The sequence below is a fragment of the Pseudarthrobacter kochi genome, from assembly GCF_055412805.1.
In genome coordinates, this window is sequence record NZ_JBVAYV010000036.1 from 1 (window position 1) to 16,054 (window position 16,054).

General features: G+C 66.5%; 17 protein-coding genes and 1 pseudogene. 7 read left to right on the top strand and 11 right to left on the bottom strand.

The genetic code is table 11. The annotated features are described in order from the left end of the window. The coding region (locus tag ACZY0Y_RS15400) for a glycerophosphodiester phosphodiesterase family protein (RefSeq protein ID WP_463958952.1) at nt 1-337 on the top strand (337 nt) is incomplete at its 5' end. A 142-nt stretch (nt 338-479) separates the two neighbouring features. After that, nucleotides 480-1,676, top strand: a complete 1,197-nt coding sequence (locus ACZY0Y_RS15405; protein ID WP_463958954.1) for a TerC family protein — start codon at nt 480-482, stop codon at nt 1,674-1,676. Nucleotides 1,677-1,809: 133 nt separating this feature from the next. Here ACZY0Y_RS15405 and ACZY0Y_RS15410 read toward each other — a convergent pair whose 3' ends face one another. Continuing rightward, nucleotides 1,810-2,229 carry an ester cyclase gene (locus ACZY0Y_RS15410; protein ID WP_463885238.1) on the bottom strand — a complete coding sequence of 140 codons (420 nt, stop codon included), beginning with the start codon at nt 2,227-2,229 and terminating at the stop codon, nt 1,810-1,812. A gap of 272 nt (nt 2,230-2,501) precedes the next feature. Here ACZY0Y_RS15410 and ACZY0Y_RS15415 point away from each other — a divergent pair, with 272 nt between their 5' ends. After that, nucleotides 2,502-3,314, top strand: coding sequence for a sigma-70 family RNA polymerase sigma factor (locus ACZY0Y_RS15415; protein ID WP_463958956.1), 813 nt, complete (start codon nt 2,502-2,504; stop codon nt 3,312-3,314). A 32-nt stretch (nt 3,315-3,346) separates the two neighbouring features. Here the strand turns inward: ACZY0Y_RS15415 and ACZY0Y_RS15420 are convergent, their stop codons facing one another. The 5 genes from ACZY0Y_RS15420 to ACZY0Y_RS15440 all read right to left on the bottom strand — a co-directional run bounded on the left by ACZY0Y_RS15420 (nt 3,347) and on the right by ACZY0Y_RS15440 (nt 8,965). Beyond that, nucleotides 3,347-4,708, bottom strand: coding sequence for an MFS transporter (locus ACZY0Y_RS15420; RefSeq protein ID WP_463958958.1), 1,362 nt, complete (start codon nt 4,706-4,708; stop codon nt 3,347-3,349). A 190-nt stretch (nt 4,709-4,898) separates the two neighbouring features. Continuing rightward, nucleotides 4,899-5,666, bottom strand: coding sequence for an amino acid ABC transporter ATP-binding protein (locus ACZY0Y_RS15425; RefSeq protein ID WP_463885244.1), 768 nt, complete (start codon nt 5,664-5,666; stop codon nt 4,899-4,901). After that, complete coding sequence (locus ACZY0Y_RS15430) at nt 5,663-6,700, bottom strand: amino acid ABC transporter permease (RefSeq protein ID WP_463958959.1); 1,038 nt, start codon at nt 6,698-6,700, stop codon at nt 5,663-5,665. The genes ACZY0Y_RS15425 and ACZY0Y_RS15430 overlap by 4 nt, the downstream gene beginning before the upstream one ends. A gap of 6 nt (nt 6,701-6,706) precedes the next feature. Beyond that, entirely contained in the window at nt 6,707-7,609 is a 903-nt protein-coding gene (locus ACZY0Y_RS15435; protein WP_463885248.1) for an ABC transporter substrate-binding protein, read from the bottom strand. Between the two features lie 84 nt (nt 7,610-7,693). Then, the gene (locus tag ACZY0Y_RS15440; RefSeq protein ID WP_463885250.1) at nt 7,694-8,965 is read right to left on the bottom strand and encodes an alpha-hydroxy acid oxidase; all 1,272 of its coding nucleotides are present in this window, start codon (nt 8,963-8,965) and stop codon (nt 7,694-7,696) included. Between the two features lie 134 nt (nt 8,966-9,099). Here ACZY0Y_RS15440 and ACZY0Y_RS15445 point away from each other — a divergent pair, with 134 nt between their 5' ends. Then, complete coding sequence (locus ACZY0Y_RS15445; protein WP_463958961.1) at nt 9,100-10,734, top strand: PucR family transcriptional regulator; 1,635 nt, start codon at nt 9,100-9,102, stop codon at nt 10,732-10,734. 9 nt (nt 10,735-10,743) lie between these two features. Here ACZY0Y_RS15445 and ACZY0Y_RS15450 read toward each other — a convergent pair whose 3' ends face one another. After that, a complete protein-coding gene (locus ACZY0Y_RS15450; protein ID WP_463958963.1) occupies nt 10,744-10,995 on the bottom strand; it encodes a diacylglycerol kinase family protein in 252 nt (83 codons plus the stop codon). 91 nt (nt 10,996-11,086) lie between these two features. Further along, complete coding sequence (locus ACZY0Y_RS15455) at nt 11,087-11,422, bottom strand: cupin domain-containing protein (RefSeq protein ID WP_463885255.1); 336 nt, start codon at nt 11,420-11,422, stop codon at nt 11,087-11,089. 131 nt (nt 11,423-11,553) lie between these two features. Here ACZY0Y_RS15455 and ACZY0Y_RS15460 point away from each other — a divergent pair, with 131 nt between their 5' ends. Beyond that, nucleotides 11,554-13,305: a RecQ family ATP-dependent DNA helicase gene (locus ACZY0Y_RS15460; protein WP_463958965.1), complete on the top strand. Its 1,752-nt coding sequence runs from the start codon at nt 11,554-11,556 to the stop codon at nt 13,303-13,305. Here ACZY0Y_RS15460 and ACZY0Y_RS15465 read toward each other — a convergent pair. Next, nucleotides 13,280-13,585 (bottom strand): acylphosphatase, encoded by a 306-nt coding sequence (locus ACZY0Y_RS15465; RefSeq protein WP_463958967.1) that lies wholly within the window; start codon nt 13,583-13,585, stop codon nt 13,280-13,282. The two genes, ACZY0Y_RS15460 and ACZY0Y_RS15465, sit on opposite strands and share 26 nt — an antisense overlap. A gap of 199 nt (nt 13,586-13,784) precedes the next feature. Here ACZY0Y_RS15465 and ACZY0Y_RS15470 point away from each other — a divergent pair, with 199 nt between their 5' ends. Further along, nucleotides 13,785-14,048: a YegP family protein gene (locus ACZY0Y_RS15470; protein WP_463885260.1), complete on the top strand. Its 264-nt coding sequence runs from the start codon at nt 13,785-13,787 to the stop codon at nt 14,046-14,048. 53 nt (nt 14,049-14,101) lie between these two features. Beyond that, nucleotides 14,102-14,583, top strand: a pseudogene (locus tag ACZY0Y_RS15475) (ATP-binding cassette domain-containing protein); the annotation flags it as partial. A 161-nt stretch (nt 14,584-14,744) separates the two neighbouring features. On the opposite strand, the gene ACZY0Y_RS15480 reads toward ACZY0Y_RS15475, so the two are convergent. Continuing rightward, nucleotides 14,745-14,873 carry a hypothetical protein gene (locus ACZY0Y_RS15480; protein WP_463958991.1) on the bottom strand — a complete coding sequence of 43 codons (129 nt, stop codon included), beginning with the start codon at nt 14,871-14,873 and terminating at the stop codon, nt 14,745-14,747. 322 nt (nt 14,874-15,195) lie between these two features. After that, on the bottom strand, nt 15,196-15,930 hold the full coding sequence (locus tag ACZY0Y_RS15485; protein ID WP_463958969.1) for a hypothetical protein: 735 nt from the start codon (nt 15,928-15,930) through the stop codon (nt 15,196-15,198). Between the last annotated feature and the right edge of the window lie 124 nt (nt 15,931-16,054).

Here is a 16,054-nt window from a genome sequence, read left to right on the forward strand (position 1 = left end):
CGGCGACGCCTGGCTTGAGGTCGGCCGGCCCGGAGCCAGCCCCAACCTCGGCGGGATCGACATCGACACCTACGGCGGATCCCTTGCCAAGGCCGCGGCCGCCCAGGGCTACGACGTCATCTCCCCCGCCTTCCGCTCCGTCACCCCCGGAATGATCGCCGAAGCCCATGAACTTGGCCTGCCGGTCATCCCCTGGACCGTCAACACCACCGCGGACATGAACCGGCTGATGGACCTCGGCGTGGACGGCATCATCAGCGACTACCCCACCCGCCTGCGCACCGTCATGGAAGAGCGCGGACTGAAGCTCCCGAAGGCCTACGCACCGAAGGTCTAGCTGCGCGACGACGGCGGGCGGCCGCCTCACGGCGCCGCCCGCACGTGAATTTGCAGAATTCCGGCACTCCCGGGGCGTGATATTCGTTCCTCTAAGTGACCAGCCCCCGCCGACCACACCGGCCGACACCAAATGAGGCAGCATGCAAGTCCCCACCATTGTCTGGATATTCACGATCATCGGAATAGTGGGCCTGCTGGCCTTCGACTTCTTCTTCCACGTACGCAAAGCCCACACCCCCACCCTGCGCGAATCGGCCATCTGGTCATCGATCTATGTCGGCCTCGCCCTGCTGTTCGGCGTCGGCGTGCTGGTTTTCGGCGGCGTCGAGATGGGAACGGAGTACTTCGCCGGCTACGTCACGGAGAAGGCCCTTTCCGTCGACAACCTCTTCGTCTTCCTCATCATCATGGCCAGCTTCCGTGTGCCCCGCGCCGACCAGCAGAAGGTGCTGCTCTTCGGGATCGTCTTCTCGCTGATTGCGCGGACGGCGTTCATTTTCCTGGGCGCCGCCCTGATCAACAGCTTCTCCTGGGTGTTCTACATCTTCGGCCTCATCCTGCTGCTCACGGCAGGCAACCTGCTCCGGCCGAATGCGCACGACGACGAATCCGACGGGCTCATCGTCCGGCTGGCCAAGAAATTCCTCCCAGCCTCCTCGCACTATGACGGCGACAAGCTGTTCACGATCGAAAACGGCAAGCGTGTCCTCACCCCGATGCTCCTGGTGATGCTGGCCATCGGCGGGACGGACATCCTGTTCGCGCTTGACTCGATTCCCGCCATCTTCGGTCTGACCCAGAACGTCTTTGTTGTCTTCACGGCCACGGCGTTCTCACTGATGGGCCTGCGGCAGCTGTTTTTCCTGATCGACGGTCTGCTGGACCGGCTGATCTATCTGTCCTACGGCCTCGCCGCCGTGCTGGGATTCATCGGCGTCAAACTGGTCCTGCACGCCCTCCACGAGAACAACCTGCCGTTCATCAACGACGGCGAACACGTCACCGTCCTCGAGATCAGCACCGGCGCCTCGCTCCTGGTGATCCTGGGAGTCCTCACCGTCACCGTCCTGGCTTCCATCTTCAGCCCCAAGGGCAAGGCGAAGAACGCCGTCTCGGGCGCCAAGCGGCACGCCGTCGACTACCTGGACCTCAACTACGAAACCGACATCGTGGAACGGGAACGGATCTTCGCCAAGATGGTCAGCGAAGAAGAGCAGCTGCGGACGCTGCCGGAGAAGTACAAGGGGCTCATTCGCCATGAAACCGAGGTCATGGACCTTCTGCGCCGTGCCCACGCCGAACACGACAAAGCCCTCCAACGGGAGGAACAGCGCTAAGCCACGACGGGCCGCCCGCTCAAGGCGCCTGACGCAACAAAGCAGAGGCTGTCCGTGTTCCCTGGGGAACGTGGACAGCCTTTTGTTGTGGCCGACGGCGGTCGTTCCGGCCGCCGTCGTGGGTCGGTATCGCTCAGCCAACGGCCACCGCGCCGATCTGCTGCATCAGGCCCAGGTTGTCGGTGGTCCCCCAGTGCTCGGCCACCTTGCCGTCCTCGACCCGGATGATGTCAGTGCAGTCGAATTCGACGCTCTTGCCCGTTGCCGGGATGCCGGCCATTTCCCCACGATGGGTTCCGGTGAGGATCACGTGGCACGCCTCCATGTTTCCGGCGCTCAGCGAGGGCTCGATCGCTTTGACCGTGATATCCGGGAAAGCCGACCGCATGGTGTTCACAAAGAATCTGACCCCGTCCTTGCCGGACGGCTGCCCGGGGAGGCCCTCCTCGTGATCCACATAACTGTCCGTCGCCAGCTCATCAATCAGGGCGAGATTTCCACTCTCCATGACGTCCTTGTAGAACCGTTCTATCAGTCCAATACCTTCCGACATTTCCGACTCCTTGTAGGCGAGAGACCGAATTTAGATCCCCCAGGCCAGCTGCACCGGCTCCGTCGCCAGAAAGAATCGGCCCGCGCGGAGCGCCGATGGAGACTGTGCAAAGTAGTGGGGAACGGGCGAAACGCCTCGTTAAGGCCGAAGTTATTCCGGGACCGGAAGCCTGTCAAGATGCGCTGGCTGATGACCGTCCCACGCCCCCGGATATTGTCACACCGGCACCGTAGTCTGCCGTCACAAGCTTGACCCGTCCTACAGGGGATGACATGGCTGAACTGACTCACCTAAACACCGACGCCGTCGGGGACTACCTGCGCCGGCTGAACCGCTACGCCTTGCTCACCGCCGAGCAGGAAGTTGAGTTGGCGCAAGAGATCGAGGCCGGACTCTTCGCGGAACAGCTCCTGGCGGACGGTACACCGCGGCCCGGTCAGCACGCCAGGGAGCTCCGGACGATCATCCTTCTCGGCAGGCAAGCTTCCGACGCGCTGTTCCAGGCCAACCTGAGGCTGGTTGTGTCGATCGCCAGGCGTTACACCCGCCGGGGACTCGACTTTGAAGATTTGCTCCAGGAAGGAAACCTGGGACTGCATAGGGCCGTCCGCACCTTCGACTTCGCCAGGGGCGTCAGATTCGCCACCCACGCCACGTGGCACATCCGGAGTGCCATCAGCGGGGCGGTGGCCAACCAGTCAAGGCGTATCCGGCTGCCGGCCGTGGACCAGCCGGTCTCTTCGTTGGATGCTGAAGTGCCCGACGGCCGGGGCGGAACCGAAGCCCTGGCCGAACAATTGTGGGATTCCTCCGCTCCCGACGCGGGCGATGCACTCTTCCATCAACAGCTGAAAGCGAAGGTGCAGTCCGTTCTCGGCACCCTTGAGGGGCGGGAGGCCCGGATCATTGCGATGCGCTTCGGCCTGACGGGCGGCGCAGGCCAAACGCTGGACGCGGTGGCGAAAGTTCACGGCACCACCCGCGACCACATCCGCCGGATCGAGGCCGCGGCGATGGAGAAGCTCAGGGACCCCGCCCGGTCCGACGTCCTGCGGCACTACCTCTATGACGCCCCCATTCAGTGAGGAGGCGGCGCAGGAGTCCGCACCTCCGGACCTCAGCGCCGCCGCTCCCGCCACAGCAGCGACACCACAAACACCACCGCGCCGAGTCCCAGCATCACAAAGACCATGAGCCCCCAGTTGGCCTGGTTAACGCCTGTGCCATAGAAAATGCCGATCAGCACGGTGGCCGTGATCGCCCCGAGGTACCGGCAGGTCTGGAAGATCCCCGCGGCCACGCCGCGCTCCTCCGGACGCGTGGAGACGTACATGCCCTGGCTCGAGGCGATGCTGACCACTCCGTACGGCACGCCCAGCAGGGCGGTCAGCGCCATGACCAACGGGATGGCGAAGGATGCGGTCAGCAGCCACATCATTCCTGACGCGGACACCAGCAGTACGACGCCGGCAATCATCACCCGCTTTACCCCGAACCGGTCGATCGCGCGGACCGCGAACGGCGTGACGACCACCGACATCGCCGCCAGCGGCAACATCAGCAGGCCCACAACACCGGGCTCGTAGCCCCCGGCTTCCTGCAGCAGCTGCGGCAGGCCGAAGAACGCGAAGTAGTAGACGCCGTTGAACAAGGCGAAACCCAGGTAGACCAGCAGCAGCGGCCGGTTCCTGCCCAGCAGCCGCAGATCCAGGAACGGCGGGGCGAAGCGCAACTCGCGCCACACAAAGAGCACCGCCAGCAGGGTCCCTCCGCCAAGCAGCCACCAGCGGTAGCCGGGCACGACGTTGAGCAGCGCCATCATCACCAGGACCATGGAGCCGATGAAGGCCAGGATGCCGGGGATATCCGAGTCCCGCAGCAGCTCCGAGGCCCGGCCGCGTTCCCGGTCCTCGTCCGCCGGGGCGAACTGCCGGACCAAAACGATCGCGGCCAGGGCCAGCGGGACGTTGATCAGGAACAAGGCCTCCCAGCCGACGAAACCCACCAACAGCCCGCCCACCACCGGCCCGACCGCGGCTGCGGAGGTGTTGGCCATCTGGATCCGGCCCAGCGGCCGGGTGGATTTCACGTTCGCCTGCTTCGCGAGGGCACCGACCATCACGACGGCGCTCGGGTAGGCGGTCGCTGTGCCCAGGGCCATAAACGCCCGGGCCACGCACAGCACGGCAAAGTTCGGCGCGAACGGAGCCAGCGCACAGGTCACGGCCACCAGGATCATGCCGAGCATAAACAGCCGGCGCGGGCCGAAGCGGTCCGCCAGCCGGCCCATCAGCGGCTGGCCCGCGGCGGAGGTGAGATAAAAGGAGGTGATCACCCAGGTGACGGTGGCGACGTCGAGTCCGAAGTCCGCGCGCAGTACCACAAGGGCGACGGCGATCATCGAGGAGTTCAGCGGGTTCAGGGCCGTGCCCAGGCTGAGACCTGCGACGGCGAGGCCCGTCCGGGGAGAGTTGCTCACGGCAACAGTCTGTCCCATGGTGTGCAGTGCCAGTAACTCTGTGACATGCGAGTCCTACGGCGGCCGCTCCGACTCCGAAGTTCAGCGCATCACGTATGGCGGGCGATCACATGAAGAATGTGCCAGTGTTTGGCGCCCCGGTATGGAAGTTCCACCCCGGGGACGTCCGCCGCTCGGACGACGGCCGGCGTCAGAGAACCTTGGAAAGGAACGCCTTGGTCCGGTCGTGCTGCGGGTCGCTCAGGATCTGCCGCGGAGGGCCGGCCTCCACCGCCACACCTTCGTCCATAAAGACCAGTGTGTCCGCCACTTCGCGGGCGAACCCCATCTCGTGGGTCACCACGATCATGGTCATGCCGCTCCTGGCCAGTTCCTTCATAACGTCGAGCACCTCGCCCACGAGTTCCGGGTCCAGGGCGCTGGTCGGCTCGTCGAAGAGCATCAGCTTCGGGTCCATGGCCAGGGCGCGGGCGATGGCCACGCGCTGCTGCTGCCCGCCCGACAGGTGCGCCGGATAGGCATCGCCCTTGTCCCCCAGACCCACGCGCTCCAGCAGTTCCACGGCCCGGGCGGTGGCTTTGGCCTTGGAAATACCCTTCACCCGCATGGGGGCCAGGATGATGTTCTCCACAGCAGTCAGGTGCGGAAACAAGTTGAACCGCTGGAAGACCATCCCGATTTCCTGGCGCTGGAAGGCTGCTTCCTTGAGCTTGAGTTCGTAGAGCTTGTCTCCCTTTTGACGGTAGCCAACCAGCTGACCGTCCACCGACAGCCGGCCACCGTCAACGCGTTCCAGGTGGTTGATGCACCGCAGGAAGGTCGATTTACCGGAACCGCTGGGGCCCACAATGCACAGCACCTCCCCGGGGTCGACCTCGAGACTGATGCCGCGCAACACCTTGTTGGAACCGAAATTCTTGGAGACCCGCTCCGCGAGCACCATCGGCGCGTCCGTCATCCTTTTCCTCCAAAGTCAGTGCCGAGCGGTCCGCCGGGTTCGCCGGGACCCGCCGTCGTTGCCGTTTCCGGCGTCGCCGGTTCCTTGCCCGTCTTGACCCGTCCGGTTCCGCGGGAGAACCGCTTTTCAATGAAGTGCTGGCCCACCATCAGGACGGAGGTGAAGAGCAGGTACCAGAGTGATGCCACCAGCAACAGCGGCACCGGAGTGAACGTCACGGCCGAAATACCGCGGGACACACCATAGAGGTCAATGCTCAACGGGATCGCCGCCACCAGGGAGGTGGTCTTGAGCATCGAGATCACCTCGTTGCCGGTCGGCGGAATGATGATCTTCATTGCCTGGGGAACCACCACGAACCGCATCGTCTGCCCCCAGGACATCGCCAGTGCCGTCGAGGCTTCTGCCTGGCCCTCGTCCACGGACAGCAGGCCTGCCCGCACGATCTCGGACATGTAGGCGGCCTCGTTAAGGGCCAGCCCGATCACGGCGGTGATGAAGAGGTTGGTGAAGACCTCATTCGGGATGGTGACCCACGGCTCCGTAAAGGGGATACCCAGCGTGAACACCGGATAGATCAAGGACACGATGCCCCAGAAGACCAGTTGCACGTAGACCGGGGTTCCGCGGAAGATCCAGATGTACAGCCAGGCGATGCTCTTCAGCACTGGGTTCGGGGAGAGGCGCATGATGGCCAGCAGCAGGCCGATGACGATCGCGCCGATCATCGCATAGATGGTCAGCCACAACGTCACCCACGCTGCCTGGCTGATCCGGCGGTCGAAGATGTATTTGCCCACGTCCGGCCAGCCATAGTCCGGGCGCTGGGCGGCGTCCAGCACAAAGACCGCCAGCCCGAGGACCAGGAGCACTGCCACCACGTTCCGCCACGGGTGGCGCAACGGGATGGCGACGATCGCTTCCGGCGGCGCGCCGTCGTCGTCCCGTCCCCTGCGGGCCCGGGGCGTCCTGCCGGACTCCCCGGGCCGGGCGGGTTCCGCCTCAATCATCCGGTCTGATTCCGGCTCGCTCATGCGCTATCACCCTTTGGCTGCCACGTTGAGGTCTGCCGTCTTGACTCCGCCGGCTTCCACTCCCCACTTGGACAGGATCTTGTTGTAGGTACCGTCGTCGATCAGCGACTGGAGGGCCTTCTGCAGGACGGGCGTGAATTCGCTGCCCTGGGCCACGGGGATGCCATACGGTGCCACTTCGAAGGCGTTGCCGGCTGTCTGCAGCTTGTCCTTGGTCTTGGAGATCGCATAGAGGGTGACGGGTGAATCGGCGCTCATGGCGTCGACCTGTCCCACCACGAGGGCGTTGGTCGCCTGGTCCTGCGCGTCGTACTTGAAGATGGTGATGGCCGGCTTGCCCGCGTCTGTGCAGGCCTTCGACTTGGCGGGCACTTCGTGGGTGTCCTCATAGGTGGTGGCCTGGACGGCGACCTTCAGCCCGCAGGCGTTGCCGGGGTCAACGGTCTTGCCCTTGGGGGCGGCCCACTGGATCCCGGCCGAGTAATAGTTGACGAAGTCGACCTGCTTTTCGCGTTCCAGCGTGTCCGTAAAGGAGGACATGCCCATGTCGTCCTTTCCTGCACGCACGGCGGGAAGGATGTTGTCGAAGGTGCCGATGTCGAAGTTGACCTTCAGGCCCATCACCTGGCCCAGGGCGTTGGTGAGGTCCACTGACCAGCCGGCCGGGGCACCGTTGTCGTCCTTGAACTCGTTGGGCGGGTAGTTGTTGGCCATTCCGACGTTGAGCACCCCGGCGCTCTTGATCTTCTCCGGGAGCATCGCGGCAATGGAGTCGTTCTTCTTCACGACGACGGCGTCAGCGGTTCCGGAGGCCCCGCCGGTGGCGGCCGGCTGGCTGTTGTCGACGCAGCCGGAGAGCGCGAGCGCGGTGGCTATGGTGAGGACGGGGAGAACGTATCGGGTGCGCATGGTTTCCTTTTGTGTTCAGAGATTCTCCAGATTCCCGCAAGAGTGCGGGAGGAGGGCACTGTGTGCCTGCATGTTCAGAACTCGTTAGTGCGTGGTGCCTGACGCTGTTGTTTCGAGGATTTCTCCGGAATGACGAATGTCCCGAAGAATTTCCCCGCCTCGAGCTTTCAACTCGGAAATGCTGGAAACGCCTACTAACGTCATCGTACGCCGGAGTTCGTCCGCGAAGATCTCAATGATGCGCCCCACGCCCGGGGAGCCCGCCGCCACCAATCCGTACAGGTAGGCCCTGCCGATCGAACAGGCGTCGGCGCCGAGCGCCAGCGCCTTGAGGACATCGCTCCCCCGGCGGACGCCGGAGTCCACATAGATTTCGATGGAGTCGCCCACCCGCTGCCGGGATTCCTGCAGGACGTCCATGGGGCTCAGCATGTGGTCCAGCTGGCGGCCGCCGTGGTTGCTCAACTGGACGGCATCCAGGCCGATCGCGGAAGCCTTCGCGACGTCGGCCGGGTTGACGCAGCCCTTGAGGACGATCTTGCCGTGCCAGGCCTGCCGCAAGGCAACGAGTTCCTTCCACCCGCTGGTGGCATCCGAGTGGCCAAGGATGTGCTGCCACATGGAGGGGGTGACCACCGTGGTGGCCGCGGGACTGCGCGGATCGAGGTTCGGGAAACTGATGCCGTCCGATTTCAGGAAGTTGATCCACCAGGAAGGCCGCCGGGCGATGTCCGCGATGGTTGACAGCGTCAGCGCGGGCGGGGCGGTGAAGCCGTTGTGGAGGTCCCGTTCCCGGGAGCCCAGTGCCCGCGTGTCGACGCCGACAATCAGCGTGTTGAACCCGGCGGCTTCGCAGCGCTCCAGTTTGTCCTTCAAGGCCTTGGCGTCGGAGGTCAGTCCGAAGTTGAACCAGCGGTCGAGGTCCGGGTGGCTTTCCGCGATCGATTCCATCGGCACAGTGCTGAGCCCCGCCAGCCCGTAGGGGATGCGTTTCCGGTCGGCGGCCGCGGCGACGGCCAGCTCGCCGTCAGGATGAAACAGGCGGGTTGCGCCGGTGGGGGTCAACGTCAGGGGCAGGGCACTGACTTTCCCAAGCAATGTGGTGCTGGTATCGGGTCCGGATACCGGTCCCCAACTTGGCATCAGCGCCCACGAGTCGAAGACGGCCCGGTTGCGCCGCAGCGTCACCTCGTCTTCGGAACCACCGTCCAGGTAGTCGAAGATCCCGGCCGGCAGGACTTTCTGAGCCGATTTCCGGTATTCCTCGACGTTGTAGGCGTTCGCCAGGACGCGGCGCCGGCGTGATAGGACGGGCGCCTTCACGTGGATGAGCTGCCTGGCGTCGCTGATTTTCAATGAGGGCCTTTCCTGGTGCTGTCGTGCGCTATGGTTCAGCGTAGAAAGCGAATGGCCGCTCCACTATGGAGAATGCGACAAATTGAGGGGCCCATGATTAGTAACAACTACCAAGCACCATCCGGGATGAAACCGTGACTGCGGCTCCGGCCGCGGAGAGGCACCCGCTGCCCACCCTGGCGGACGTCGCCCGCTCGGCAGGCTCGGAAGTTGTCAGCCTCGTCGAAATGCCGGCCGATGATCAGCAGATCGTGGCGGGCGCTGTTCTCTATGACTCGATGGCCCGTCCCGCCAGGTACCCCGGTGCCGTTGCGCTGGCCATCGGTTTGTCCCTGTCGGGGAAGCGTCTTGGGGTAAAGATCCGGGAGCTCAGGGATGCCGGGTACGTGGCCATTGTCTACAAATCCAACGGCACCTCCGATGCCGCTTTGCGGGCGGCGGCACGGGACACGGGGATGGCGCTTTTCCGGGCCTCCGACGCGGTGCCGTGGAACCAACTGGCGGAGATCATGAACGCCGCTGTGGTGCCGCACCGGCAATCGGGCCGCACGCTGGTGGACATCCGCCCTGGTGACCTGTTCGACCTGGCCAACACGGTTGCGGCCCAGGCGGGCGGCGCCATCGCGATCGCCGATCCGGACCAGACAATCCTGGCGTATTCGACGCTCCCGGACCAGCCCATTGATGAGACGCGCAGGAGTTCCATCCTGCGGCTGCATGTTCCGCATTCCGTCGAAACCGACAAGGACTACCGCCGCGTCCATGCCGCCACCGAAGCCTTGAATGTGGCGACGGCGGATCCCCTGCTCCGGCGGACGGCCATTTCCATCCGCGCCGGCGGCTCCGTCCTGGGCTCGCTGTGGCTCCTCGAACGGGCGGAGGACCACAATGAGGACGCGGACCGGATCCTGCGTGAAGCCGCCAATGTTGCGGCGCTCCATATCCTGCACAAGCGCACCACCTACGTCTCAAACCTGACCCGCCAGATCGATTTGGTCCAGCCATTGCTGTTCGAGCCGCAACGCGCCGAGCTGGCGGCCATCCGGCTGGGGATCTCGGCGTCTTCTGTCCGGGTGGCCGCCGTCAGTGTCTGGCCGGCGGACGCCGTAGCGTCCGAAACCCTGCAATCCCGGCTCCGGCTGTTCGACACCGTCAGGACCGCCTGCGCCATCCGGCTGCCCTCCGCCGTCTGTGGTTTCTCGGACAACATCGTCTACATCGTCCTGCCACAAACCACGGAGTCTTCCCGGCAATTTCAACGCACCGCGGTCCTGAAAATTGTGCAGAATGCGCGGCGGCTGCTCGGACGTCCGGTCCTGGCCGCCCTGGGCGTGGCGGCCGCGATCGAACGGCTCGAGGAGTCCCGGGTCAATGCCGAGCTGGTCCTGTCCGAGCTGGTGCGCGGCGTCGCCGAGGGGCGGATACCTGCCGACTCCGACGACGTTGTGGCCGACGACGACTCCCTCGGCTCACGTCTGCAGCTGCGCCAGATGGTCGCTTCGTTGACGACGTCCGGTCAGCTGCCCGGAACCCATGCGCTCAGGATCGCCGGGCACGACGAACAGCATCAGAAGTCTTTTGAAGCGACGATTTACGCCTACCTGAGCTGCGGAGGCAACGCGATCGAGACCGCGAAGTCCCTGGACGTGCACGTCAACACGGTCCGCTACCGGTTGTCCCGGGTGGAACCACTTTTCGGCATCGACCTGGACGATCCCGAGACGCGGCTGCTCGTCTGGCTGCAGCTGTGGGCGCGGCACAACCAGTAATTCCGCAGCTCAGGCCGCGACGTGCGCCGCGGCCCGATGCAGCGCCTCGCCGTCCACCCCGTCGCGGAGGGCGTCGAGGCAGCGGGCGGGGTCCTCCCGGTCCAGGCCGAGATCCAGGGCGAAGTGGTTACGGGTGCCGGCACGGATGACCAGGAACGGCAGGTTGTGCTCGGCCGCGATGCCGGCCACGAGCGCCTGGGTTCCGCCGCCACCGGCGACGCCGAGCAGATCGGCTCCTCGCGCCACCGCGTCCCGGGCCAAAACCCCGACATCCACGGTGCGGCCCCGGGTCGAATGCCCCGGCCGGTCCCCCCTGACAGGTCTCCCTGGCTTCCCGCCTGGGGCGGGGCTGTCAGGTCTTGATCTTCGCGACGGTCATCAGGATCGCCGAGTCCTCTTCCGCTTCCAGGCTGTGCAGCCCGTCCGGCACGATCAGCAGGTCACCGGTCTTGCCCTGCCAGGATTCGTTGCCGGAGCGGAGCCGGACGCACCCGCGGAGCACAAAGACGGTGGCTTCGCCGGGATTCTGGTGTTCACTGAGCTGGGTCCCGGCCCGGAACGCCATCACCGTCTGGCGGAGGGTCTTCTCATGCCCGCCAAACGCAGTGTCCGCAGCACGTCCGCTGGGTGCCGCCACCGCCGCCGCAAGCTGCTGACGGGCAAGGGCATCGAGCGATATCTTCTGCATGGGGCCACCCTACTCAGAAACCCGCCCGCTGCCGAGGGTCCTTTGCCCCGGCCACGGCTACCCTGAAATCAACGCACCCGTCCCGCCCGCCCGCCCCGCCTCACCCCCACCTGCCGCAACGGAGCTGCACCATGACCGTGACCGGCGACGCCGGCCTCCGCCACCTCGCTGAACGCACCTTTGGCCTGCCGCACCTCCGCCAGGGCCAGCTGACGGGGATGCGCGCACTGGCTGCCGGCCGGGACGTCCTCGCCGTGATGCCCACCGGCTACGGGAAGTCGGCCATCTACCAGGTCCCCGCCCTCCTGCTGCACCGCCAGCAGCAGCAGCGGCCCACCGTCGTCGTCTCCCCGCTGATTTCCCTGCAGGAGGACCAGCTGGACGGGCTGCGGGAAGCGGCGGGGCCGGGCGGCGCCGTCGCGGTCAACTCCTCACACAGCGCCGCGGAGCAGGAGCGCGCGTGGCGGGCGGTGGAAAGCGGCGAGGCGGCCTTCCTGTTCCTCGCCCCGGAGCAGTTGGCCAAGCCCAGCACGGTGGAACGCATCGCGGCGCTCAACATCGCCCTATTCGTGGTGGACGAGGCCCACTGCGTGTCCTCCTGGGGCCACGATTTCCGGCCCGACTACCTCCGGCTCGGCGAGGTCCGCGAGCGCCTGGGCAACCCGACCACCGCCGCGCTGACCGCCACCGCTTCTCCGCCGGTGCGTGAGGAGATCCTGGCCCGGCTCGGCATGGCCGACCCCCTGGTCCTGGTCCATGGTTTCGACCGGCCCAACATCCGGCTGGAGGTTCTCCGCCACCATGAGGACAAGGAGAAGCGCCGGGCGGTGGTGGAGCAGGTCACCGCGCTGGTCACCGGGCAGGTCTCGGGGAGGGGCGGACCCGGGCTGGTCTACGCCGCCAAGCGGAAGGACACCGAGAGGTACGCCGCACGGCTGGCCCGGAACGGCCTCCGCGCCGCGGCCTATCACGCGGGCCGCACGCCCACCGAGCGGGAGCTGGTCCACCAGCAGTTCCTCGACGGCGGCCTGGACGCGGTGGTGGCGACCACCGCGTTCGGCATGGGGATCGACAAGCCGGATGTCCGGTTCGTCCTCCACGCGGACGTCCCCGAATCCCTCGACAGCTACTACCAGCAGATCGGCCGCGCCGGACGGGACGGGCAGCCCGCCGTCGCCATCTTGCACTACCGCTCCGAGGACCTCGGGCTGCGGCGCTACTTCGCCACCCACCCCCCGGACGAGGCCGCCCTGCTGGCGGTCCTCACCGTGCTGCGCGAGGCGGGCCGGCCGCTCCCGCCCCAGACGCTGGCCGAATGGACCGCTTTCCCTGCCCGGCGGATCACGGGCCTGCTGAACCTGCTGCAGGAAACCGGCGCCGTCACGGCACCCCACGACGGCGGCCGGTTCGACGTGGCGCTCGACCCGGTGGCGGACCCCGCCCAGGTGGTGGAACGCGCCGTCGAACTCGCCAAGGCCCGCGAGCGCGTGGACAAGTCCCGCATCGCCATGATCCGCAGCTACGCCGAAACGCACCGCTGCCGCCGCCAGTTCCTGCTCGGCTACTTCGGCGAGGACCTGCCCGGGCCCTGCGGGAACTGCGACACCTGCGCCGACGGCACCGCGCTGCTGCCGGAGCACCATGGCCAGCACGACGGCGGGACTGCCGCCGGTTCTGCCGTTGGTGCTGCCGGCGGCGGCGCTGAGGCGTTCCCGCTGAACTCCCGCGTGGAGCATGCCCTCTGGGGTCCCGGCCTGGTCATGGGGCACGACGGCGACCTCCTCACCGTGCTGTTCGACCGCGAGGGCTACCGGACGCTGTCCCGCACAGCAGTCCTGGGCCACGGCCTGCTCACGCTCAGTACACCACCCGGAAATTACTGAACGCCCCCGTGGCCCGGGAGATCGCTTCCTCCACGTTCTCCACCCGGCCCGGCGCCTCCGGCGAGCGCAGCCAGCGCCGGAACTCCAGCACCACAGACTGCGGACCCTCCGCCGTGATGCGCACCGTGCCGTCGTCGTTGTTCCTGACCGTGCCGGTCAATCCGAGCTCGTCGGCCTTGCGCACCGTCCAATAGCGGAACCCGACCGCCTGCACCACGCCGTCCACCCGCGCCGTCAGCCGGACCCACTCGCCGGAATCACCCCTCGGAAGCTCAGCCATGCTCCCAATGTAGCGCCCACCGCTGCGGCCGCCGCCAGAGGAACAGTGCACTGTCCACATAGGGACCTTTGCCCCTTACTTTCCCCCGCCCCGGCAGGAACGATGGTCAGGTGCACTGCGGGGACGTGTCGAGAAAACGGCATGGCACATGGATGTGCCTCACCCTCCCGCGGTCTGCATCGCCCGAAAGGACAACACGATGGCAGGACAATTCGAAATCTTCACGGACTCTGAGGCAAACGTCCGTTTCCGGCTCCTCGGCGCCGACGGTACGGTCTTGGCGATATCCAAGGCATTTAAGGACAAACGCTCGGCAGCGGACGGCATCATGGCAGTCCGCGAATGCGCCGGCACAGGCCTGATCAAGGAAGCCCGCTCCAACGCCTGGGGCGGCACAGGCACCACCAGGGCAGGCCTGCCGAAACCGGCGCACCGCCGGCACCGGCATATCCCCGCCGTCTAGGCGGCGAAGCAGCAACACCCCGGGCGGGCAGCCCGGCACCATCGGGAGCCGCAATGGACGAAGCACGAGTCCACATCAGCGGCTTCCGGATGGACTTCGGCGACACCACCGTGGTCCGCGACCTCTCCTTTGACGTGCACGCCGGCGAGACGTTCGGTTTCCTCGGGAGCAACGGCTCCGGCAAGACCACCACCATCCGGGCCCTGCTGGGCATCTACGAACCCACCGCCGGCATCCTCCACATCAACGGCCGGGACTTCAAGCCCGAGCACGGCGACCGGCTGGGCTACCTTCCCGAAGAGCGCGGGCTCTACAAGAAGGAAAAGGTCATCGACACCGCCCCTACTTCGGCCGGCTCAAAGGGATGGAGCGGCGCAACGCCAGGCAATGGTCGCTCGAGTACCTGGACCGGGTGGCGCTCGCGGACCGGGCCTCCGCCGTGCTGGACAAGCTCTCCAGCGGGCAGCAGCAAAAGGTCCAGCTCGGTGTCACCATCATGTACAATCCCGAGCTGCTGATCCTGGACGAACCGACTACGGCGCGGACAAAGGCCTGTTCGAGAACGGCAAGTATGCCGCCGTCGCGCAGGCCATGCTGGCGCACGCCGTCGACCGTCATATCGGTTCACCGCAGCTGTCCGCGCTCGCGGCCGGGAAGGTGCAGACCGAGGCTGTCACGTATGACGGCGCCAAAGAGTCAGGCGGCCTGGATCCCGGCGGCGATGGTTGTCTGCGTGGCCACGGCGTCAGTGTCCCCGCCCCGGGACTCGAACGCGTAGCGGGGCACCCCGCCGTCGCCGCCCCCGCCCTCGGCGAGCGCGACCACCGGAGCGGAATCTTAGACCTCGTACGGGGTCTTTGACCGTCCAGCCGGCGGGATAGTCGAACGACAGTCCCCCGTTCGTCGTCGTGAACGTCTTCCAGCCCGACGCCGGCCCTTGAGACGCCGGTGAACCGGGCGGCGTGGCGGCGTGGTGGCGGACGGGGACGCAGCCGCCGTCGTGCTGCCCTGGGTCTGGCCCTCCGACGCGGAAGCGCCGGCCGGCGGCGGCGACAAACCGCAGGACGCCAGCAGCAGGACCGAACTGAGGGCGCCGCCCACCGCAGCGCACCGGGTGGCGCCGGGTGAACCCGCCGGCCTCCTCACGTCATTGCTTTCCGGCGGGCCGCAGGGACGTGATCGCCTGTTTGACGTACTTGTATTCGGTGGTGTCCTTGTAAACCTCGGGGGTGTCAACGTGCGTGGGACCTCCCGGGGTGGTGTCGAACGGGTTATAGGCGCCGCCGAATATGGCGCCGCTGGGCGGCCAGGTGAAGAAGTGGGAAATCGGGCAGGCGGTATCCCCGTTGGGCTCCGGCGCGGAGGTGATGCCGTAGGCCAGGGTGAGGGACTCCGCCGGGTCGCTCGAGGCCGGGTCGCTCCGGCCCTCGTAGACGAACCGCGGGGTGACTCCGCCCTGGGCCAGCGCCGGGACGGGCTCGGAGTCGTACATCATGAAGGGGAACTCTTCCGGGCACTCGGCGCCCGCGACCATGTTGGTCCGCAGGCTGGCCATGGTCTTGCCGTAGTCACTCACCAGGTCCACCGCGATACCGCCCTCAGCAGGTTCATCGGCCGGGTCCTTGATGGTCCACGACTCCGGGTAGTCGAACGCAAGCGTGCCGTCCGACGTCGTGAACGTCTTCCAGCCCGCCGGTACCGTGACGGCGGGCGAGGTGGCCGTGCTGGGCGAGGGGCTGGCCGTCGCCGTGGGCGGTGAACGGGTGGCGGGGGCTGCCGCCGGTGACCCGCACGCTGCGAGAACCGAAGCAGCGCAGAAAGCGGAAAGTGTTGTGGCGATTGACGCGGCCCGGCGCATGGCACCCTCCCCCTGGGAAAACAAAGTGGTTGGACAATTCTCGGGGGATTCCGCGCGGAAGCTAGGGCCTTAGGACCCTTGGCGCCCCGTCCGTCAGGGTCGGGGTCCCCGAGCGCCGGCCGTGATGCTTCCCACGATGTCCCCTGCA